The 20948-nt window shown below is 36.3% G+C and carries 22 protein-coding genes and 1 pseudogene; 12 read left to right on the forward strand and 11 right to left on the reverse strand.

Features of this window, described 5'->3' with window-relative positions:
* Window positions 1-342: 342 nt before the first annotated feature.
* From VB715_RS02945 to bchD, 8 genes and pseudogenes are all read right to left on the reverse strand, one after another.
* A complete protein-coding gene (locus tag VB715_RS02945; protein ID WP_323299691.1) occupies window positions 343-465 on the reverse strand; it encodes a hypothetical protein in 123 nt (40 codons plus the stop codon).
* 197 nt (window positions 466-662) lie between these two features.
* Complete coding sequence (locus tag VB715_RS02950) at window positions 663-1166, reverse strand: PIN domain-containing protein (RefSeq protein WP_323299692.1); 504 nt, start codon at window positions 1164-1166, stop codon at window positions 663-665.
* Window positions 1166-1477, reverse strand: a complete 312-nt coding sequence (locus VB715_RS02955) for a hypothetical protein (RefSeq protein WP_323299693.1) — start codon at window positions 1475-1477, stop codon at window positions 1166-1168. Before VB715_RS02955 ends, VB715_RS02950 begins: the two co-directional genes overlap by 1 nt.
* A gap of 131 nt (window positions 1478-1608) precedes the next feature.
* Window positions 1609-2385: a hypothetical protein gene (locus VB715_RS02960; RefSeq protein ID WP_323299694.1), complete on the reverse strand. Its 777-nt coding sequence runs from the start codon at window positions 2383-2385 to the stop codon at window positions 1609-1611.
* A 48-nt stretch (window positions 2386-2433) separates the two neighbouring features.
* Window positions 2434-2675, reverse strand: a pseudogene (locus tag VB715_RS02965) (hypothetical protein).
* 147 nt (window positions 2676-2822) lie between these two features.
* Window positions 2823-3515, reverse strand: a complete 693-nt coding sequence (locus VB715_RS02970) for a hypothetical protein (protein WP_323299695.1) — start codon at window positions 3513-3515, stop codon at window positions 2823-2825.
* Between the two features lie 69 nt (window positions 3516-3584).
* A complete protein-coding gene (locus VB715_RS02975) occupies window positions 3585-3884 on the reverse strand; it encodes a hemolysin XhlA family protein (protein WP_323299696.1) in 300 nt (99 codons plus the stop codon).
* 307 nt (window positions 3885-4191) lie between these two features.
* Complete coding sequence (gene bchD / locus VB715_RS02980) at window positions 4192-6207, reverse strand: magnesium chelatase ATPase subunit D (RefSeq protein ID WP_323299697.1); 2016 nt, start codon at window positions 6205-6207, stop codon at window positions 4192-4194.
* 237 nt (window positions 6208-6444) lie between these two features.
* Here bchD and VB715_RS02985 point away from each other — a divergent pair, with 237 nt between their 5' ends.
* The 8 genes from VB715_RS02985 to VB715_RS03020 all read left to right on the forward strand — a co-directional run bounded on the left by VB715_RS02985 (window position 6445) and on the right by VB715_RS03020 (window position 14296).
* Window positions 6445-6681: a ribbon-helix-helix domain-containing protein gene (locus VB715_RS02985; protein ID WP_323299698.1), complete on the forward strand. Its 237-nt coding sequence runs from the start codon at window positions 6445-6447 to the stop codon at window positions 6679-6681.
* Window positions 6681-7082, forward strand: coding sequence for a type II toxin-antitoxin system VapC family toxin (locus VB715_RS02990; RefSeq protein ID WP_323299699.1), 402 nt, complete (start codon window positions 6681-6683; stop codon window positions 7080-7082). Before VB715_RS02985 ends, VB715_RS02990 begins: the two co-directional genes overlap by 1 nt.
* 38 nt (window positions 7083-7120) lie before the next feature.
* Window positions 7121-7897 carry an HAD-IA family hydrolase gene (locus tag VB715_RS02995; RefSeq protein ID WP_323299700.1) on the forward strand — a complete coding sequence of 259 codons (777 nt, stop codon included), beginning with the start codon at window positions 7121-7123 and terminating at the stop codon, window positions 7895-7897.
* Window positions 7898-7924: 27 nt separating this feature from the next.
* Window positions 7925-8536: a class I SAM-dependent methyltransferase gene (locus VB715_RS03000; protein ID WP_323299701.1), complete on the forward strand. Its 612-nt coding sequence runs from the start codon at window positions 7925-7927 to the stop codon at window positions 8534-8536.
* Between the two features lie 41 nt (window positions 8537-8577).
* On the forward strand, window positions 8578-10023 hold the full coding sequence (locus VB715_RS03005; RefSeq protein WP_323299702.1) for an ABC transporter substrate-binding protein: 1446 nt from the start codon (window positions 8578-8580) through the stop codon (window positions 10021-10023).
* Between the two features lie 3 nt (window positions 10024-10026).
* Window positions 10027-11985, forward strand: coding sequence for a hypothetical protein (locus VB715_RS03010; protein WP_323299703.1), 1959 nt, complete (start codon window positions 10027-10029; stop codon window positions 11983-11985).
* A 409-nt stretch (window positions 11986-12394) separates the two neighbouring features.
* A complete protein-coding gene (locus VB715_RS03015) occupies window positions 12395-13894 on the forward strand; it encodes a hydroxysqualene dehydroxylase (protein WP_323299704.1) in 1500 nt (499 codons plus the stop codon).
* Window positions 13895-13930: 36 nt separating this feature from the next.
* Complete coding sequence (locus tag VB715_RS03020; RefSeq protein ID WP_323299705.1) at window positions 13931-14296, forward strand: hypothetical protein; 366 nt, start codon at window positions 13931-13933, stop codon at window positions 14294-14296.
* A 194-nt stretch (window positions 14297-14490) separates the two neighbouring features.
* Here the strand turns inward: VB715_RS03020 and VB715_RS03025 are convergent, their stop codons facing one another.
* On the reverse strand, window positions 14491-15672 hold the full coding sequence (locus VB715_RS03025) for an SUMF1/EgtB/PvdO family nonheme iron enzyme (protein ID WP_323299706.1): 1182 nt from the start codon (window positions 15670-15672) through the stop codon (window positions 14491-14493).
* 298 nt (window positions 15673-15970) lie between these two features.
* On the opposite strand from VB715_RS03025, the gene VB715_RS03030 reads away from it, so the two are divergent.
* From VB715_RS03030 to VB715_RS03045, 4 genes are all read left to right on the forward strand, one after another.
* Window positions 15971-16849, forward strand: coding sequence for an undecaprenyl-diphosphate phosphatase (locus VB715_RS03030; protein ID WP_416336902.1), 879 nt, complete (start codon window positions 15971-15973; stop codon window positions 16847-16849).
* A gap of 196 nt (window positions 16850-17045) precedes the next feature.
* Window positions 17046-17831 carry an endonuclease I family protein gene (locus VB715_RS03035; RefSeq protein ID WP_323299708.1) on the forward strand — a complete coding sequence of 262 codons (786 nt, stop codon included), beginning with the start codon at window positions 17046-17048 and terminating at the stop codon, window positions 17829-17831.
* A gap of 194 nt (window positions 17832-18025) precedes the next feature.
* A complete protein-coding gene (locus VB715_RS03040) occupies window positions 18026-18619 on the forward strand; it encodes a DUF3611 family protein (protein ID WP_323299709.1) in 594 nt (197 codons plus the stop codon).
* Between the two features lie 11 nt (window positions 18620-18630).
* On the forward strand, window positions 18631-19146 hold the full coding sequence (locus VB715_RS03045; RefSeq protein WP_323299710.1) for a GNAT family N-acetyltransferase: 516 nt from the start codon (window positions 18631-18633) through the stop codon (window positions 19144-19146).
* A 153-nt stretch (window positions 19147-19299) separates the two neighbouring features.
* Here VB715_RS03045 and VB715_RS03050 read toward each other — a convergent pair whose 3' ends face one another.
* A complete protein-coding gene (locus VB715_RS03050) occupies window positions 19300-19509 on the reverse strand; it encodes a DNA cytosine methyltransferase (protein WP_323299711.1) in 210 nt (69 codons plus the stop codon).
* Between the two features lie 39 nt (window positions 19510-19548).
* Window positions 19549-20940, reverse strand: a complete 1392-nt coding sequence (locus VB715_RS03055; RefSeq protein ID WP_416336898.1) for an anthranilate synthase component I — start codon at window positions 20938-20940, stop codon at window positions 19549-19551.
* Window positions 20941-20948 lie beyond the last annotated feature (8 nt).

Genomic DNA, 20948 nt, shown 5'->3' on the forward strand with positions numbered 1-20948 from the left:
TTTTGCTTCTCTTTTGATTGCGCTTGATATGCCCGTTTTTATTAAGTTCCAGGCCAAAGCATCAATAGTAGATGATAAGTCTTTGGCTTCTTTTCTGTTAGGGACGCTTAACAATAATTAAAATTAGGCTAATTCTTGACCGCATCTGGGTTATACTGGAACCAAATCTGGACAGAAAGTCAAGTAAATTTTTACTTTATTTACAAAAAGTAATATTAAAAAATATCGATTCGATCCATTGTTATTTCTCTATCTCTGATTAGGGATAAATCTAGTATCTCTCCCAATCGTTGATATCAAAGTAACGACACTCGATTGATATTGGTGTTGGTTAATTAAGTTTTATTGATATGTGGCGATTGGAGTATCTTCTAATATTTCTGTGCCTAATACTTCAATGTAGCAAGCGATCGCAGATTTTACGTCGGATAAGGCTTGATTTTGTTGCCGATAAGCTGCGATCATTTCATGACGCTAATTTTAGTGTAGGCAATAGTAAAGGTTGTCAGCATAATAATCTTCAATTTAATCAATGTCTTTATTTTACCCTCTTCAATATCGCTTATTCATCAGATACAAAACAAAGTTATGATCCTTGGGTTTCGTCCCTCAACCCAACCTACAAGATCGGCGTTGCCGAAGGCACTGCGAAGCAGACCGCACTATTGCCATAAGTAAACTCGAAGATGATTAAAATTAATAGAATCAATCCCTAACTTTTGTAGATAATTAAACAATTTAAAATCATCGGTTAAAACTAAATATTGATTCTTAGATAGTTCTATAATTCCACAGTCGGTTAATCCAAATTTGATAAATCCATTATCATTATTCTTAATAATATCTTGACTAGATAAAGAAAATTCTTCTATTTCAGAAATGAGTTGAGCAAATATAGCAAAGCATTTTGATCGTTCTGGTTCACCTATTTGATTCGTTAAACTATTAACTTCAGTTAAAATATTAGGGGTTGTGATTATTTTAGGAAATAGATTAACAAGTTTGATTAATAAATCATAGTCTTCAGGTACAAATTGTTCCGTTCGCTTAAATTGAGAAATTCGCTTACGATTAGAAGACCCTACAATTAAAAGTAATAAAATATTAGTATCAATTAGGATTCCTTTATTTCGATATCTATTCAAAAGCTTCTGAATATCATCCATTATAATTCTCTGATTTTTATCGATTTAAGCTCCCCTGTTTCTGCATCTATTTCAATAACTTTATATTCTCGTTCTTTTGGGTTCAGTAAATTAGCTAAATTAGGAATACCTGTTTCCTTTTTTAGTGAATTTTTCTGCTTATCTATTGGTGAATCAAATAAATGGAAACCCAAGGTAATAAACCAAGATTTTTTGTCTGATGATAGTTCGATTTCTTCTAATCTTATATCATCGATATAGCCAAAAAGGTCGATAATTTGATTCAAATGATTTTTCGCACTACTAACCGCTTGTCTAACATCTATAGTCATTACTTCCTTACCTCCATAACCAGCCTACTATCTTATCATATAAATCAAGAAGCATAAATTAGGTGCGTTACATTTCATTAACGCACCCTACAAGATCGGCGTTGCCGAAGGCACTGCGAAGCAGACCGCACTTATTGTATACTTTTTAAAGTTTCTACAAGTACCTTATCGCCTGTGTCAATTCTTACCACTCCAAGTCGAGGATTTTCTAAATCAATAATGATATAAGTGATTCCAGATATAGTTAAGCAGAATATAACCATATACAATAACGGCCTCTTTTCATTGACGGACATATCTTGGCCAATCAAAAAAGCTGAAGCCAGGGCAAGAGTGAATAATAAAATGTAAACAATTATCGGTGGATGGGTACGGGTCGCTTGTAGCCGTTCATTGGCAATATCAATCACGTCATTGGTGGAGCTTAGAACCAGAGTAATGATTCCAGGGTTTTTATCTACTAGAACAGAAGCATTAGCAATTTCCCAGATTTGACCTTGTAATTTTAGACTTTGGCGGAAGTGAGTATTAGATAGCTCCCGATCTTTATAATATTCAAATACATTGATGCGAGATTGAACATACTCTCTGTAAAGTGGGCGCAACTTATCTTGAGCATCCTTTGGTAGTAAATCAAGCCTGAGGTAGGCAGTACCAATGGCGTTTGCCTCTTGTAAAACCAGCTTGACTCGATGCTCATAGCGGGATAACGTTCCCGTAAAAGTAAAAGCCAAAATTAAACCTAAAATAGCAAAAACAGAACTCTCAACTGCACCAGCACCTTCGGATTTGCTTTCTGGATACTTTTTTAGTCTGTGCTTACCCACCCTATAGCCAGCTTCAATGCTTCCAGCCATACCCAAGGAGAGTAATATTGTCGATATGAGTGCTACAGCTACAAATTCCATAATTTATCAAAATAAATGATACTGATTGTAACTTAGATCTGGTCATAGCTAAGGATTACCGGAAAATGCACTAATAACAAATCGAATCACTGTTCCTATAACTGCCGTTCCCAAAATTCCAATTAATGTCCAAATTTGTGCTTTACTAAATCCTTTAAAGCGTCATTGCGTAAGTCCTGTTTAAGTTCTTCGACATCTTCTTTTAAGGTATTAACATCAGATTCTAATTGAGCTTGTCCTATCTTCAAATCGGTAACATCTTTATGAAGATTATCTAACTTTTGATTAATTTGTCCTGATTATTTATTAGTATTTTATTATATAAATGAATCAATAAGCATAAATTAGGTGCGTTACATTTCATTAACACACCCTACAAGATCGGCTATTTTATCCTTATCCGTCTTTGAATCAATCAGAGTTGGTACGTTACATAATTACTGATTCTTGGGATTTTTCTTGTCAATTATTCCATCCCATCTTTGTTGTACTTGTTTATCTGAGAACCACCACCCGCAGAACCCCATCCCGCAAATAAAAATTAGGTACAATACAAAGATCACAACGGTTATAGCCTCACCCCATTTAGTTCCTTCATCCCATGGAAGTGATATATCATTCAAAAAACAGAACAAAAAAGATAATAGTCCTAAAACAAGAAATACAATACTTACTAATCTCGTTTGGCTTATGTAAGGATTATCTTTTGTATACTTTTTGTAATCAACCTCCCAATAAGACCAACCTCTTGTTCGCAAATAAGCTGCCAATGTAGCGAGCAAATTTTTTAATTGTTGTGACCACAAGAACAAGATAAAAAGTATAGTTAGCAACAAGGATTCTAGTAAGAAGTGTACAGACCTAACATCTTTTGTCCCTGACAGTGGTGAATCTGCTTTAATGATCCAGCTTGTGACAACACCGAATATAGTTAAACCAGCAGTAGTAATTAGAAATTGCTGATTACGAAGTTGGCGCATTTCAGCCTGTATATGATTGACATCTCTCTTGACAATTTCTAGGTCTATTTCATCTTGTATTGTATTCATATCCATACCACTTTGTTTTAGTTTAGGAATTTCATAGAATGTAAGTTGTTGATCTTTTCTCCAATTACGGTTTGATGTCATTATTAAAGCTAATCTATTTTAAATCAGCGATCGCCCCTCTTGCCATTTGTGCGATCGCCTTTTCAAAAGTCAAGGATTACTTGGAAATGCAGTAATAACAAAGCGAATCACTGTTCCTATAACTGCCGTTCCCAAAATTCCGATTAATGTCCAAATTTGCGCTTTACTAGAACCCTTAATTTCTTTGACATCTTCTTTTAAGGTACTCACATCAGATTCTAATCGAGCTTGTGCTACCTCTATTTTAGTAAGTCTCTCTGCTATTTTTTCTAGTTTCTGATTCGTCTCCTTGCGAAAGTCGTTAAGATTTCCATCAATACGATCTAGAATTTTACTCAGGTCTGTCGTAACGGTAATTGGTTCGCTCATGGGTTAAACTCATAAAAGTTTTATCTACCTTCTAGGTATTATTTTAACTTTCTTCCGTAAGAAGTCCCCCGATTTATCGGAGGGATGAATCATGGGCAAGATTTGTGTATAATGAAACAAATGCTGAAATACGAGAACTAACGGCAAAAACCAAGCCAAAAAAATTCTGGTATTGTACTCCTTGGGACACAGGGAGTCTGCCTGTGGACGCTGTGTAAGACCAAAACTAAGATGGCTTAGTAGCGGCAGCGGCGGTTGAATCAGGAAGCCCCCGATTTATCGGTGGGTATGTCACACCTAATTATCTCTATCTTAAATCAGCGATCGCGCCTCTTGCCATCTGAGCGATCGCCTGATCAGTCGCCCTTGGTAACTGATAATAAGTCCCTCCTGCGGTTTGGGCCAACTCCTTGCCAAACCCCGTAGAAACAAATTTTTTCTCTGTATCTATCACCAATAATTTAATACCTAAAGCCCGAATTTTTTTGGCAATATCTAATAGTTCGCCCTTAATATCTGGCTTTTCTCCTTCGGGTGTAGGTTCCCCTAAAGAACGAGATAAAGAAATATTCCCCCGTCCATCCGTAATAGCGACGATCACCACCTGACCAATATCCCCCGACATCTTGGCATTCACCCCCACATGAACCGCTTGGGTTAACCCGTGTGCCAACGGTGAACCACCCCCACAAGGCAAGGTTTCTAAGCGTCTGCGGGCTAAAGATATAGAACGGGTAGGTGGTAACAAAACGTCTGCTTGTTCCCCTCTGAAGGGTATTAATGCCACCTGGTCGCGGTTTTCATAGGCTTCTGTCAATAAACGCATCACTGCACCCTTAGCAGACTGCATCCGGTTTAAGGCCATAGACCCCGAAGCATCCACCACAAAGACGATTAAAGCCCCTGCTTTGCGTGCTAAACGCTTAGAACGGATGTCACCCTGTTCTACGATAACATTACGTCCAGGATGCCTTAAACGTCGGGCTTTTTGATAGGGGGCGGCGGCCCGTAACGTCGCATCAACCGCAATACGTTTGCTTTTGCCTTTGGGTATCATCGGTTTAATGTAGCGTCCCCGATCTTCTGAAAAGATTAGACTACGACTGCCTGACTTACCCTGATTTTGAGCCATTTGGGCAAAATAAAGCACACTGGGGTCTAATATAACCCCTTCAATATCAAATACAAATTCTTCGGGAATACCTGGGGGTTCTTGTTCCGGTTCTTCCTTGTCTTCTTCTTCTTCCTGTTCCTCTTGGTCTTGGTTAGACTCATCTTGAGGTTGTTGGGGTGGGGGAGGAGGAGGGGGTTGGGGTGCATCTTCTGGAGGGGGTTGCATCATGGTAGAACGGGGAACTATCACCAGTTCTACAGCCCTTCTCAGGTCGTCTGGGGTGATAATATTACGTCCATCTAAGGCAGCAGAAGCTTTAGCGACTCTGACAGCGAAAATTTCGGCCCGATGTCCTTCTACTCCTCCTCTGAGTGCTTCTTCGACTAAATATTGAATCTGATCATGGGTAATAGTAACTTCTTTTAACCATTCTCTGGCTAAAATGATCTGAGTCTTAATATCGTCTATTTCGTCGTTATATTGACTCAGAAATGCTTGAGGAGAGTTAGCATAGTCAATAGCTTGGTTAACTGCGTTTACCCGTTGATCGAGTGCCAATACACCATCCGCAGAAAGGGCGATCGCAATACGATCTAATAAATGCCGTCTTAATGGCCCTTCTTCGGGGTTATAAGTAGCAATTAAAATAGGTTTACAGGGATGTTGAAAACTGATCCCTTCCCGTTCTATTTGGTTGCGTCCATCGGTCAAAACGCTTAACAGTTGGTTGGAAATTTGCTCATCTAATAAGTTTACTTCATCTACATATAATACGCCTCGATTTGCCTGTGCTAATAACCCTGGTTGAAAAATAGCTTCTCCCTGTTTAACCGACTCCTCTACATCTACGGAACCTAATAATCTATCTTCTGTTACTCCGATGGGAACTTGTATGAAGGGGGCCGGGACTATTTCTGTGAGAATATCTTCGGGGCGAATATTTATGTATTGTTCTTGAGTGTTGTCGTCCCATTCATTGGGAATATTGCGATCGCAGTTAAAGGGATTATCTTGTATTCTTTCAATAGGGGGCAAAAGGGCGTGTATTCCCCTAGCTAAGACGGATTTTGCCGTTCCCCGTCTGCCAGCAATGACTACTCCCCCTAAACCTGGGTCTACTGCTGCTAATAATAAGGCTAATTTAATGGCTTCTTGTCCGACAACGGCAGTTAAGGGAAAATTGATAGGGGTGAGGGTAGGAGTAGGCATTCGAGAAAATTTTTAACTATTAATGCCAATGTATCACGAACCTTGACGGTAAATATACTGTGTGTAGGGGTTTAATACCATTAAACCTTTGGTCAATTTTATATAACCTGTTATAACCTGTTATACATATTCGCATTTAAACTATAGCACTAGGGTTTTTATTAGGCGATCGCAGCAACATCGCAACAGTTATTTTTCTAACCTGTTATAATATGTTATAAATTTGGCGATGTAACCATGAACTTTAATATCTATATCGAAGATGAACTAGGGGAGAAATTGCAGCAAGTCTGTCAAGTGACGGGAAAAAAGCGAAATGCCATCATTCGTGAGGCATTGGTATCCTGGTTATCTCAACATCAATCACCAACTTGGCCGAAATCCATTCAAAATTTTGAAGGAGATAAGAATATCATTCCCTTTGAATCATATCGCTCCGAATTACTCCCCCCAACAGAAGAAGACTTAATCTAATGACTTATCTGTTAGATACTTGTACCGTAAGCGACTTTGCGAAAGGAGAACGTAACACATTGCGACATATCAAGTTAATGACTCCCAGTGATATCTTTATTTCTTCCATTACATTGATGGAAATTCACTATGGAATGCTCCTTAATCCAGACAGTAACCAGAAAATTCGTTATGTGATAGAAGATTTTCTAGATGTTATCACGATTTCACCCTTTACTGAGACTGAAGCCACCGAAGCAGGCAAAATTCGCAGTATCTTGAAAGCGCAGGGTTCTCCTATTAGTGCTTATAATTTGTTGATTGCAGCAACAGCCAAAGTTCATTATCTGACGATTGTTACCTCGAATGTTAAAGAATTTGAGCGAGTGCCAGACTTAAGGGTTATTAACTGGAGAGGATGATACTACAATAAACATGAAATTTTAAGTTTAAGGTACTTATGACTCAATTGAAAGCGTTGATTTTTGATGTGGATGGAACTCTTGCAGAAACGGAAAGAGATGGCCACCGTGTTGCTTTTAATCGTGCTTTTTCTGAGGCCGGTTTAGATTGGAACTGGTCGATTGATATCTATGGTGAATTATTAGAAATTTCGGGGGGAAAAGAAAGAATTAATTATTATTTACAACAATATTTTTCTGATGTAAATGAAGATTTATATAAATTAATCCCCCAATTGCATCAAGCAAAAACTCATCATTATCTTGAATTATTATCATCAGGAGAAATTGAGTTAAGGTTAGGGGTTAAAAGATTAATTGAAGAATCTTATAATAAAGGAATTAGACTAGCGATCGCAACAACTAGCGCGTTACCTAATGCTTTAGCTTTGTTAGAAAAACACCTTAATCCTGATTGGTTTGAAGTCATTGCTGCGGGAGATATTGTTACTAATAAAAAACCATCGCCTGAGATTTATAATTATGTTTTAGATAAGCTCAATTTAGAATCTGATGACTGTTTAGTGTTTGAAGACTCTTATCAGGGTTTACAAGCTGCTTCTCAAGCTAATTTAACAACAGTCATTACTGTTAATAATTATACTAAACATCAGGATTTTTCCCAAGCTACTCTAGTATTAGAACATTTAGGGGAAGCAGACCAACCTTTTACCGTGATTCAGGGAGATGTGGCAGAAAAGCAATATTTTGATCTAGAATTAGCTCATGACTTATTAAATTTAGGTGGGCATTGCCCACCCTACAAATGGGATTAAAAATTAACATATTTAGGAGTTGTTAACATGGGGTTTTATTCTAATTTTATTTTTCCTTGGGGAATTGAATGGATGATGTCTCAATCTCCCTTTCCTGAGTATCGCCAAGAATTATTAAAAGATGTTTCAGGAGATGTTTTAGAAATTGGCTTTGGTACAGGTTTAAATCTTGCTTATTATCCTGAAACTGTTAAAAAATTAACTGTTATTGATCCAAATTCAGGTATGAATAGATTTGCTAAAAAGCGTCTTGAAACTTCTCAAATTCCTGTTGAGAGTAAAGTATTAGGGGGTGAAAATTTGCCGATGGATAGTGAGAGTTTTGATACGGTAGTTAGTACCTGGACATTGTGTAGTATTCCCAATGTTGATCAAGCATTATCAGAAATTTATCGCGTCCTAAAACCAGGAGGAAAGTTCTATTTTATTGAACATGGGTTAAGTCGTGATCCTAATATTCAAGTTTGGCAAAATAGACTAACTCCTCTACAAAAAGTCATGGCTGATGGTTGTCATTTGAATCGAGATATCAAACAATTAGTTGAAACTTATTTTAATCAGGTAATTGTAGAAGAATTTTATTGCTTAGATTTTCCGAAGCTTTCAGGGTATATGTATCGAGGTGTTGCAACTAAATAAATTTTGGTAAGATTAAGAATGATCAGAAATCATTAGGATTAATGAACAAAATATTAAAAATCATCTTTGCTGTCTTAAGTACCATTGGAACTCTAACTATCATTGTTGTTCTTTGGGAATTTACTGTTAAACCAATTCTTATGGACGACAACTCAAATAATAATCCTAATCCTAATCCTACTGTAACTCAAACCCCTCTATCAACACCACCACCAACTAATCCTAGTATATCTTTAGAAGAGAGATTTAGTAGCGGCGATCGCCGTTTATTTATTAATAAACCCAACCCCCAGGTTGATCAAGGAATAGCAGCATTTAAAGCGGGAAATTATGATGAGGCTAAACAATTTTTTACTGACGGGATCAAAGCTGATCAAAAAGATCCAGAAGTACAAATATATCTCAATAATTCAGAGGCAAGAAAAAAGGGAAATCCTTTTGTTTTAGCTGCCGTTGTTCCTGTAGATACAAAAGCAACTAATGCCGAAGAAATGTTAAGGGGTGTGGCTGATGCACAGACAAAATTTAATAAGCAAGGATTAAATAATCGCTTACTAGAAATTATGATAGTTAATGATAGTAATGAACCAGATATTGCTCAAAAAGTTGCTCAAAAATTAGCTAATAACTCCGCTATTTTAGGAGTAATTGGTCATAATTCTAGTAGTGCCAGTGCCAGCGCATTAATACAATATGAAAAAGCAGGAATTCCGATGATTTCTCCTACCAGTACCAGCACCAGTTTATTTAGTAATGTATTTTTTAGAACCGTTCCTTCTGATGCTAAAGCAGGAGAAATTTTAGCCCGATATGCCATTGATGATAATATCAATAAAGTGGCTATTTTTTATACGTCAGCGAGTAATTATAGTACAAGTTTAAAAGATGCTTTTATTAAGTATTTTGAGCAGTTAGGTAAGGTTAGCATTTTTGATCTTAGCTTAACTAACTTTAATGCTAAAAATACTGTTGAGGTATTGCAAAATCAAGTTGATAGTTTTGTTTTGTTACCAAATACTGAACAAGATATCACTAATCTTTCTTTACAAGTTGCGAAAGCAAATTATCAGTTATCTACTCCGATGAAACTATTAGGAGGGGATGCCTTATATAACCCTGCAACCTTAACATTTGGTGGTGATGCAGTCGAGGGTTTAGTATTAGCGGTTCCTTGGTTTGCTAAAGATACTTATTTCTATACAAATACAGCAGCAAAAAGATGGGGAGGAAGGGTAAGTTGGCGCACAGCAACCAGTTATGATGCTACCCAAGCTTTAATTAATGCTTTATCGACCGATGCTACCAGAAATACAGTCTTAAATCAATTAAAACAAACTAATTTATCAAGAGAAGATACTTCAGGAGAAACCTTACAATTTTTGAGGAATGGCGATCGCAATACTGATCCAATTTTAGTTAAAGTCATTAAAGGGCTAAAAAATGCCCCTGAAGGATCACATTATTCTTTTGAAATCATTAATGAGTAAGTCATGAAAATGAACAATAAAAAAAGATACTATCAATTATTTATATTATTTATATTTACTGGTTCATTAATTAGTTGTCTTGCCAGTAATCCTTTAATAATAGCACAAGAAACGATTTATCCTAGTCAAAATTTTCCCCTTAATTTAGCTCAAGTAGAGCCAAGATTTCGTAATCAATGGACAAAAGAATTAGAAAAAAAATTTCAAGAAAGAGCAAAGACAATCATTGATTTTTATGCCAATTGGGAGAGTTATGGTAATGGTTATGGAGAGAATGAGAAAAGGTCTTATCCCCGTGCAATGTTTGACTTTTTAGCAGGAAATGAAGAAAAAGCGATCACTTTTTTAGAAAAAGAAGATCCTGAAGCAAAAAAACATCAACATACTGATGGCATTGATTATTATTATTGTTTTACGTTAAAAGGTCAAATTCGCAAATATTTTCTCTATGGAAAATATCTTGATCCTGCTTATAAAAAACGGATGTTTGAAGGTGCAAAAAAATGGACAGAAGAAGATCCATTAACTCGTCCTCATCCTATTTATGGGTTAGGAAATAATGAGGGAAGAGACTGGGATATTAGTCGCAGAGGGAGATGGGTAGATGGACGAAATACAGATAATTTAAGGGCAATGAGAGAGACATCTGTATACTTAATGGCCGAAGAAACAGGGAATGAAAAAACACGCCTAATTTATAAAGAAAAAATCCAAAGATATGTCTGGGCATTATATCATATTGGCATGGGAGAATGGGACTCTGAAGTATATCATGGACATACTTTTGCACCCTATTTAAACCTCTATGATTTTGCCAAAGATCCTGAAGTTAAATTATCAGCAAAAGCGGCATTAGATTGGTTGTCTAGTGCTGCTGCGATTAAATATTATCGAGGAGGTTGGGGTGGCCCCGTAAAACGAGATTATGGAGGAGGAAATGTTGCTTTAGCTTCATCTTCTGCCCGAACTTTTTGGTTATATTTTGGGGATACTCCCTTACCAAATAATCACCCTGAAGAAGATACTTTGTTTTTTGTTACCAGTACCTATCGTCCCCCATTAGCAGTAATGAATTTAGCACATAAAAAGTTTAATAAACCAGTAGAAATTCTCAGCAGTAAACCTTTATATGAAAATTGGAAACTTGGCAATGATCTTGAACCTGGTTACTGGGAAACTCAATTTATTGGCAATAGTTATCAGATGGGAAGTTTGGCGGGAAAATTCGCTGATGGAGATGTTGCACCGTTTAAATTAATGGCTTATAATAGTCAAAGAGGCATTGATTATTTTGTGGTTAATACAGAGAAAAAAATTGTAAGACCTGGTAAAAATGCGGGGGATGAAATTGGACAGTATCGTAATCTTTTAATTTGGTTACGCCCTCCATCTCAAGCATCTTTTAATTTTCAAATACCGAAAACTTCTCAAGCAGAAATTGAAGATAATATTTGGTTTTTCAAGTTAGAAAAAACTTGGTTAGCAGTTCATCCGATTAATTTACAAAATTATCAAGAAGTTATCAATAACAATAAAAGAATAGAAGAAAAATATTCAGAAGAAAGATTTTTAAGTGCAGCGATGAGAGATAATAATGTTTATGGGTTTGCTTTAGAAGTTGGGGAAAAAGAATCTCATGGGAGTTATGAAAACTTTAAAAAGAATGTTAAGAAAAATAGTCAGCTTAATTTACAAAAACTAAACCAAGGAATTGTTAGTTATCAAGGAAGTAACCAACAAACACTACAATTAATCTATAATACCCTCAATCTTTTACCGATGATTATTCGCAATGGAGACTTACATCAATGGTCAGAAAATTTTGCACTTTATAATAGTCAAACAAAAGATAAATCACCTGTCTTTTTAGGGTATAAAGAAGGTAAATTAAAAATCAAAGCAGGAGAATATGAGTTTATGACTCAAGTTAACAATGATAGAAAGGTTGTTGTTTCTCCCTAGTATTAGAGTGATAAAAATTGTCTCGTTAACTCAATAAATACTGTTAAGGGGTTTCTGGTTGATAACTTAATAACCAAACCAAAATTGGTGATATGATGGCACAAGCAACGCTAATTAATCCAATGACGGTTAACGCTTGTGTAAAGTCAGTAGACATATATTTTCCCTCCTAGGGGTGTTAATAATATTTTGTACTATCACTCCTCAAACCAATCTATTTTTCTGATTGCACTTAATAATTCCAAGTTACTCAAATGAACTACATATTTTAAGGTGCTTCTACCACAATTTTAACAAATTTTCAAACTAAAGAGAGTCATCATAAAGTATTATATTGTTTCTTAAAGTTTTAATACAAGTTGTCAGCCTATAATCAAGAGAGAGTCTAAAAAACAGTTAAATTCATAAAATGTCAGAACAAAAAAAAGTCGTTGTTGTGGGTGCAGGTTGGGCAGGTTTAGGGGCAACTTATCAGTTAGCTAAACAAGGATATGAGGTGACTTTATTAGAAGCTTCCCCCTATCCTGGGGGGTTAGTTGCGGGTTGGAAAACTGATGATGGACGTTCCATAGAAGCAGGAATTCATGGGTTTTGGTATCCTTATAAAAACATCTTTAATTTAGTTAAAGAATTAGGCTTAAATCCCTTTACCCCTTTTACTCGTTCCTCTCAATATTCCCCCGCAGGGTTAGAGGTTGAATCACCAATTTTTCAAAATGAACCTCTTTTACCAACCCCCTTAGGGACTTTTCTTTATACCAAGTTTCAACGTCTTCCTTTAATCGATAGACTGTCAGCATTACCCTTACTTTATACCCTAATTGACTTTGATAATTCCGATGAGGCTTGGCAACGCTATGATAAGGTAACAGCTAGGGAATTATTTAAACAATTTGGCGTATCTTCAATACTCTATAAAGAAGCATTTGAACCCATGTTATTAGTGGGATTATTTGCTCCTGGGGAACAATGTAGTGCAGCTGCAACCATTGGAATGCTTTACTATTTCATCTTAGCTCATCAACCCGATTTTGATGTGGTTTGGTGTCGGGGAACTGTGGGAGAAATTATCTTTAAACCTTGGGTGAATAAAATTGAAAGCTTAGGGGGAAAAGTTTTGACCAATAAGCGGGTAAATGATATTATTCTAGATAACAAAGGAAAAGCGAAAGGAGTAATATGTGGAGAAGAAATCTTTGAAGCAGATGCGGTTATTTTTGGCGTTAGTGTTAATGGCATTAAAAAAATAGTGGCAGAAAGTACGGTTTTAAATAATTATCCAGAATTTTGTAATTTATCTAATTTAGGGGGAATTGATGTTTTAGCAACTCGCCTATGGTTTGATAAAAAAGTGAGTATTCCTTTGCCATCTAATGCTTGTTTTGGCTTTGATAAAACTACTGGATGGACATTTTTTGATCTTAATACTCTTCATGATGAATATAAGGAATTATCAGGCACTGTAATCGAAGCAGATTTTTACCATGCCAACCAATTATTAAGTATGACTGATGAACAAATTATTACCAAAGTTCATCAAGATTTGACAACTTGTATTGCTAGTTTTGCTGATGCTAAAATTATTGATTATCGAGTGATCAAAGTTCGTCAAGGAGTGACTCATTTTGCCCCTGGTAGTTATCAGTATTTATTAACGGCCAAGTCTCCCATTCCTAATCTATACTTAAGTGGAGATTGGGTCATTACTCGTCATGGTTCCTGGTCCCAGGAAAAAGCTTATGTAACGGGGTTAGAAGCGGCGAATTTAGTGATTGAACAACTGGGAGGAAAACCTGCTACAATTATTCCGGTGGAACCCGATGAACCCCATATTCAGATTGGAAGACTCCTCAATCAAAATTTCCGTACATTTTTTAATGATTTTTTGCCCAATTTTTGGCTACCATAGAGAAGAATTTATTAGTTAAAAATGGAGAGATTAAATATGTTTGGTAGACAACCCAAAGATAACAAACCAGCAGAAAATACTGAAATTCCTGATATTATGTTTCCTTCAGAATCAGAAATAGAAGATGCAGCACAAGAAGATACGGAATTAAGCAAAATTCAAGTTAATTTTCAGCCTCAATCGGAATTAGATAATCCCGAAGTGGTGAATGTTGTCGAAAAAATTAGTGGTATTGTTTCCCCCTATTTTATTGTCGTGGTTGGTTTAGTGCTTTATGAAGACAATTTTTGGTTGGGGCTACTATTAATTACCGTGGGAATTTTATCTTTGCTTAAAATTTCTTGGGGAGATATTACGGGATTTTTTCGTGAGATTAAAGACGTATTTAGTTCTGATAATTAATATAACTTTCTCCATTCTAAACCCCCTCTATACTGTTATATGTATTAATTTTTACGATACATATAACAGCATTAATAACCTTTAAAATAACAACAAAAAATGAAACGATTATTTCAACTAATTTTCCTCTAATCAAATTAACCGTCACACAGGTTTTAACAGTAGGGGAAGTTTCAGAAGATACCCCTGGAAAATTATCCACCTAAATTGCACATCACCCGAAATCCAATTTGATTGACAGGTACCGCTTGAGGATGATAACTATAACGAGACGCACAACGACATTTAGGGGCATCATTATCCCAGGACCCCCCCCTTAAAACGCGACATTTATCATGTTCAAGAGACATCCAAGGAACTTCTGATATCGGTGCATCTTGATAATTAGAATGCCAAGTATCAGCACACCATTCCCAAACATTGCCATGGACATCATATAACCCAAAAGTATTCGGAAAAAATTGGCCGACTGGGGTAGTTTCTTGACGATAAATTCCTAATTTTTCCCCTGCATAAAGATGTTTAGCCATATAATTAGCAAGATCTCCCGTTAAGGTGGGGCCAAAACTAAATGGTGTGGTTGTCCCTGCCCGACAAGCATATTCCCATTGTGCCTCACTCGGCACCTTATAGGGGCGTTGACTATGTTGAGAAAGGCGATCACAGAATTCCACTGCATCTTCCCAAGAAATGCGTTCTACGGGGCGATCGCTTCCTTTAAAGAAAGCGGGGTCAAGGTTAAGATCCCGTTTAACTTTAGGATAATGGGCAACCACTTGCCATTGAGCTTGGGTAATAGGAAATTGTCCCAAAAAGAACCCTTTCAAGGTAATAGAATGTTGAGGTCTTTCAGAAAGTTGAGATCCCATCTCTGTTTCTGGTGATCCCATCAAGAAGGTTCCTCCAGGAATATAGATCATATCCAATTCAACTCCGTCCCCTAATTCTTCTTTAAAGGATTTAACTTGATGGGAAACCCGTTCAATAATTTCTCCGTTCTCATTAACTGTTGGGACTTCTACAGTTAATTGTTGGAGAGATGGTATCTTCAGTAAGGGTAAGGGTTTCGGTGAGATCTCATCAGCTTTTTTGAGCGGTTCTGTTTCTGGAGAGGTGGACTCTAGACTGATCAGTCGTTGTTCCAGTTGCATCATCCTATCTTCGAGGGATGAGGGTTTAGGATCATCCGCCTCTAAATAGTTCGACAAAGCTTGGGCTATCACTTTAGACTTAGAAAGACCAAGGGTGTTAGTATGAGCTAATAATTTTTCATACAAATGGGGCGGAATTCTCACACTAACTTGAATATTACTCATGACGATGAAGGGCAATGATTTATTTTTAACAGTTCTCAGTATTGCTAAGGATTGTAGCATAAAATCCCTCAAAATGCCTTTAATTACTTCCTAGCCAATAATCAAGGTTATTATGTAAAATATCTCAGCAATAATCTTCGGAAAACTGGTTAATTTTCAGAAAATATTAGCGTGTTTTAAGGGAGTCAATTAAGCATTTTTAGAACAAGTTACAATCAAAGGGCCAATTTTAGGATAAAATTCTGAAAACTTTAACCCAAATATTCCAAACTCTATGACTAAACTCAAACACCCAAAACTAAGCTTAATTAGTCTGTTTGCTTTCAGTAGCGGGTTAACTTTTGCTTTGTCCCCCTTCATGTTTGCTCAGGCAGCAACCCCAAATACTTCCGATCATGCCATTGCCAAATTTAACTGGTTTCAAGCGATTATTTTAGGTATGGTACAGGGATTAACGGAATTTTTACCGATTAGTAGTACAGCCCATTTAAAGGTGGTTCCTGTCGCTTTAGGATGGGGTGATCCAGGGGTAGCATTTACGGCTGTTATTCAATTAGGAAGTATTGCTGCTGTTTTGTGGTATTTTTGGTCAGATTTAAGTCAAATTATTAGAGGAATGATCAAAGCCATTCGTCAATCTGATTATAAATCCCATGACTTTCGGCTAGGGTTAGGAATTGCTTTAGGAACTTTACCCATTGTGTTTTTTGGACTATTAATGAAAGTGTTAATTCCTGATTTAGATAATTCACCCATGCGAAGTCTTAATGTGATTGCAATCGCGTCTATTGTGATGGCACTATTATTAGCATTAGCAGAAAAATTAGGAACCCACAAACGTAATTTTAATCAGTTAGGTTGGCGAGATGGAGTGGTGATGGGATTTGCTCAATCTTTAGCTTTAATTCCTGGGGTTTCCCGTTCTGGTTCAACGATTACATCGGGATTATTTATTAATTTAGAACGAGCAACTGCGGCGAGATTTTCTTTTTTATTAGGGATTCCTGCCATTACTTTAGCGGGTATTGTAGAATTAAAAGATGTAGCAGAAATGGGACTTTCTAGCGATATTATTTTTCCCGTAATTGTTGGAGTAATTTCTTCAGCCGTGTTTTCTTATTTAGCGATCGCTTGGTTAATTCGTTATTTACAAAAACGGGATACTTGGATTTTTGTTTGGTATCGTTTGGGGTTTGGTTTATTAATTTTAGGTTCCCTTTTATTTTCCCCAAAATAAAGTAGTAGGGTGGGCAATGCCCACCTTATTTTGCTGGTTATATAATTTAAAAGATCCTTAATAAATACTTAACCTAATCTGAGATAAAATTTAAGTTAATCAATGTAACTTTATCTAAAGTTTTATAAAAAATTCAGGAAATTACCCTAACGTTGTTGATAGTAACAAAAGAATCAAAGGAGTTTTCCTGAAAGCCATGAAAAAAATTATCGCATTTTTAATCACCTTTCTCTGCTTATTTTGCTATCCTCAAAGGAATAGTTTCGCCCAAACTAATGTGATTTTTCCTGATGCAACAGGAGAGACTTTATTAAATCAAGTCATCGAAGATTATACCCCAGATAAAACCCTTAGTTATGATCGGGCTAGAGATATTATGTATAGTCAAATTGACAATGATAATGGGGTAGTTACCGGGGTTTATACCAATTATCAAATTGCCCTTGATCCTGACGAAGATCCTAGTAAAGATGCAGGAAAAAAAGATATTAATGCAGAACACGTTTGGCCACAATCAAGGGGTGCAGAAAAGGAACCTGCGAGAAGCGATTTACATCACCTATTTCCGGCCAGAGATAATGTTAATAGTGCCAGAGGAAATAAAGCCTTTGCAGAAATTCCTGATCCCAGAACTAACGACTGGTATCGTAACACTGAAAAGCTAGAATTTATCCCCATGACTAATATTGATCAGTACAGCGAATCTAATTCAAACAACTTTGAACCCAGAGAAGTAAAAAAAGGAGATATTGCTCGCGCTATTTTCTATTTTTACACCATATATCGTGAGCAAGCTAATCAGGAATCACCAGAGTTTTTTAGGGAACAACAAAAGGATTTGTGTCAATGGCATCAACTTGATCCTGTGGATACAATAGAATCTGAAAGAAGCAAAAAAATTGCTAAAGTTCAGGGTAATGAAAACCCCTTTATTGTTGATGCAACTTTGGCGGATCGACTCTATTGTTTAAATAATCCTTAAGGGTTAAGATACTACCTAAATCAACACCTAACGACAGACTAAAGCCTGATAATATACAAACAAAGCCGTCCTTGGGCAGTTAAATTCAACCCGCGTAGGCGGGTTTTGTCTGTATAGCTTAATCCTTAAGGATTTAAGCCTATAATATCTAATTGTTTTCCATAATAAGTTTGATACTCACGATGTTTAATTTCTTGAAGTCTGAAACAAGTAGTCCTACTCCCCTACAGATTGCCCGTTCCCTTCTCTGGTTGGGGCGAATTGGTTTGATCTTACAAGTTTTACTAGGGTTTATTCCTCTCCTCGTTGTGGTTACTTATGTTTTATCCCAATCGGGACAACAACAGACAGGCGGATTTTCCTTGGGTTTATGGCTGGCGATCGCCTGTTTAATTATTCTCATTTTCAGTATTTATTGGTGTTTTCGTTACACTCAACTGGCCAAAAAACTCAAAAGTTCAGAAACAAGACCTTCTAAGTCTCAGATTATCCGAGATCTCCAGTTAGGGTTATTTGCTAATATTGGGATTATGGTTTTCGCTGTGCTAATTGCCCTTTTGCGGGTTGGTGAATTAACCTTTAAATTGTTAACCTTGCCCCAAGGTGCAACAGTGATTGCCCCGAATCAAATCGGCACAACCTTCCCATCTCAAGGGGCATTAATTGCCCCATCGAATATGATTGCCATTCAAGCAATGCTTAATGTGATCGCGGCTGGATTAGTAGGCGTTATTGTCGCTTTACTACTACTTTATCAAGTCGGACAACATCGAAATACAATTGATTGATCGTATTAGGTATGTCCAAACAAATTAAGACTGTTAATCTTACTCCTTTTTTACCAGAAAAGCATCGAGAAATTTTAGACAAATGGTTATATTGTCCCCATGTTTCTCAATGGTGGATTCATCCTGAAAATCATCTTCAACAGGCGTTAAACCTTTCTATTGATAATCATGCCATTATTGTCGCTGATGATGTTTCTGTGGGTTATATTCGCTGGCAAAAAGTGAATCAGAAAGAATTAAATTTAGTAGGAATTAAAACTATTCCTGATGGATCGGTAGATATTGATATTTTTATCGGAGAAGTTGATTATCTGGGGTGTGGAATTGGGCCAATCGTGTTAAAAATTTTAGTCGATAAGTTATTAAAAGATCTCACTATTCCTGTAATTATAATAAGTACCTCAGTTAATAATCATTTTGCAATTAAAGCTTATCAAAAAGCAGGATTTAATTGTATGTTTCAATTTGATAGTCCGACTTATGGAAGATGTTGGATTATGGGATTAGAACCTGCGATCGCAGATTAATAATAAACATTCTGAGGTTATCTGACTTATTCTTCTAACTTTAAATTAAGAAAAGCTTCTTTTACTTGAATTGCTAATTCTTTAAACAAGGGAATACAGATCGAATTTCCGATTTTCTTATAAGCCTCTGAAAGACTTTGATGAATGATAAAATTATGGAAATCCTGCTGTTAAAACATCAAAATCTGGGAGATTACTAGAAAAAATTTTTGTAATATCATTATCAGGCAATTCCCCAAAATTATGATAATAAACTTTTTGACAAGCTTCATTAATTTCACAAGAATAAACACATTGATATCCCACTGGCTCAAAAGCAAGTCTAAATCCACCAATACCAGCAAATAACTCAATAAATTTCAAAAGCTTACTTGTCCTTTACAGTTTCAATTATACAGGAAATTATTCTAAACTACAGTTTAAAGCTGTTAATTGTGCTTTGGCTTTTTGTAGAGACTCAAACCACTCTTTTTCTGGATCACTATCTGCTACAATACCCGCCCCAACTTGCCCCCAAACACTGGATAAATTAGCGGATAAAGGTGTATATAATAAAGTACGAATTAATATATTTAAGTCTAGATTTCCCCTCTGATCTAAATATCCACATGATCCATAAAATAAACTCCGTCTAACAGGTTCTAATTCTTCAATAATTTCTAGACATCTCACTTTAGGACATCCTGTAATAGTTCCCCCAGGAAATAAAGCTTTAATCAGATCAATTGAGGTTTTATCCTGACGTAATTTTCCCCTGACATTACTCACTAAATGTATGACATGACTATATCTTTCTATGGTTAACAATTCATCAACTTCTACCGTTCCCCATTGACAAACTCTTCCTAAATCATTACGTTCTAAATCAACTAACATAATATGTTCTGCCCTTTCTTTGATATCAGAAGAAAGTTCCTGTAACATCGCCGTTTCTTGTTGAAAATTACGACCACGGGGACGAGTTCCCGCAATCGGACGAGTTTGAGCAATATTATTAGATAAACTCACTAATCTTTCTGGAGAACAACTAATAATATCTCCCCAAGGCGATCGCCAATAACTAGCAAAGGGAGAAGGATTAATTGTCTGTAACGTTCGGTACAATGTCCAACTATCTAACTGAGTCGTGGTCTGAAATCTTAGGGATAAATTAGCTTGAAAAATATCCCCCGCTTCAATATATTTTTTTGCCTGACGGACAGCATTTTCATACTCTTTTTTGCTGGTATAAAAAGACAGGTTATGAGGTGAAGGGATGAGAGGTTGAGGAGGTAAGGAGGTTTTTGTTTCTAGTTTATCTTGTAAAATATCTAAGTCCTTTGGATTAGTTGTTGCTAACCACAAAGTTTGTTCTAGATGATCTAAAATAGCAAAAGATTTAGGTTCATACCAATAAGCAACAGGAAAAGAAAGAGGATCGTGATTATATTGCGGTAATGTTTCAATTTCCCAAGCTAAATCATACCCTAACCATCCTAACCATCCCCCCATAAAAGGTAAGTGATCTGGCTGTTTATTTATGAGATTATTCTGTTGTAATAATTGATTTAAAAAAGGCAAAATCTCCCCAACTTTAGGAGTCCATAAACGAGGTTTTCCTTGAATAATTCGCGGTTCTCCTGCACAAATAGAATAACGGGAAAGAAAAGGATAATCCGTTGGCGTTGGATAAGGACTTTCTAAAAGGGTAGCAATATTTGAAGTAGAAGCAAATAACTTTTCAAAAACTGCTGAACCTGTTAACTGTTTAAGAGGAAGCGATCGCCAATACCAGAGTAATAAATTAGTCACCATCTAAATTG

The organism is Crocosphaera sp. UHCC 0190, assembly GCF_034932065.1.
Lineage (GTDB): Bacteria > Cyanobacteriota > Cyanobacteriia > Cyanobacteriales > Microcystaceae > UHCC-0190.

Excerpts from the sequence above, each read along its gene's own strand:
- VB715_RS02945 (WP_323299691.1), bottom strand. The coding sequence starts at position 465 with ATGATCGCAGCTTATCGGCAACAAAATCAAGCCTTATCCGACGTAAAA.
- VB715_RS02950 (WP_323299692.1), bottom strand. The coding sequence starts at position 1,166 with ATGGATGATATTCAGAAGCTTTTGAATAGATATCGAAATAAAGGAATC.
- VB715_RS02955 (WP_323299693.1), bottom strand. The coding sequence starts at position 1,477 with ATGACTATAGATGTTAGACAAGCGGTTAGTAGTGCGAAAAATCATTTG.
- VB715_RS02960 (WP_323299694.1), bottom strand. The coding sequence starts at position 2,385 with ATGGAATTTGTAGCTGTAGCACTCATATCGACAATATTACTCTCCTTG.
- VB715_RS02970 (WP_323299695.1), bottom strand. The coding sequence starts at position 3,515 with ATGACATCAAACCGTAATTGGAGAAAAGATCAACAACTTACATTCTAT.
- VB715_RS02975 (WP_323299696.1), bottom strand. The coding sequence starts at position 3,884 with ATGAGCGAACCAATTACCGTTACGACAGACCTGAGTAAAATTCTAGAT.
- bchD (WP_323299697.1), bottom strand. The coding sequence starts at position 6,207 with ATGCCTACTCCTACCCTCACCCCTATCAATTTTCCCTTAACTGCCGTT.
- VB715_RS02985 (WP_323299698.1), top strand. The coding sequence starts at position 6,445 with ATGAACTTTAATATCTATATCGAAGATGAACTAGGGGAGAAATTGCAG.
- VB715_RS02990 (WP_323299699.1), top strand. The coding sequence starts at position 6,681 with ATGACTTATCTGTTAGATACTTGTACCGTAAGCGACTTTGCGAAAGGA.
- VB715_RS02995 (WP_323299700.1), top strand. The coding sequence starts at position 7,121 with ATGACTCAATTGAAAGCGTTGATTTTTGATGTGGATGGAACTCTTGCA.
- VB715_RS03000 (WP_323299701.1), top strand. The coding sequence starts at position 7,925 with ATGGGGTTTTATTCTAATTTTATTTTTCCTTGGGGAATTGAATGGATG.
- VB715_RS03005 (WP_323299702.1), top strand. The coding sequence starts at position 8,578 with ATGAACAAAATATTAAAAATCATCTTTGCTGTCTTAAGTACCATTGGA.
- VB715_RS03010 (WP_323299703.1), top strand. The coding sequence starts at position 10,027 with ATGAAAATGAACAATAAAAAAAGATACTATCAATTATTTATATTATTT.
- VB715_RS03015 (WP_323299704.1), top strand. The coding sequence starts at position 12,395 with ATGTCAGAACAAAAAAAAGTCGTTGTTGTGGGTGCAGGTTGGGCAGGT.
- VB715_RS03020 (WP_323299705.1), top strand. The coding sequence starts at position 13,931 with ATGTTTGGTAGACAACCCAAAGATAACAAACCAGCAGAAAATACTGAA.
- VB715_RS03025 (WP_323299706.1), bottom strand. The coding sequence starts at position 15,672 with ATGCTACAATCCTTAGCAATACTGAGAACTGTTAAAAATAAATCATTG.
- VB715_RS03030 (WP_416336902.1), top strand. The coding sequence starts at position 15,971 with ATGTTTGCTCAGGCAGCAACCCCAAATACTTCCGATCATGCCATTGCC.
- VB715_RS03035 (WP_323299708.1), top strand. The coding sequence starts at position 17,046 with ATGAAAAAAATTATCGCATTTTTAATCACCTTTCTCTGCTTATTTTGC.
- VB715_RS03045 (WP_323299710.1), top strand. The coding sequence starts at position 18,631 with ATGTCCAAACAAATTAAGACTGTTAATCTTACTCCTTTTTTACCAGAA.
- VB715_RS03055 (WP_416336898.1), bottom strand. The coding sequence starts at position 20,940 with ATGGTGACTAATTTATTACTCTGGTATTGGCGATCGCTTCCTCTTAAA.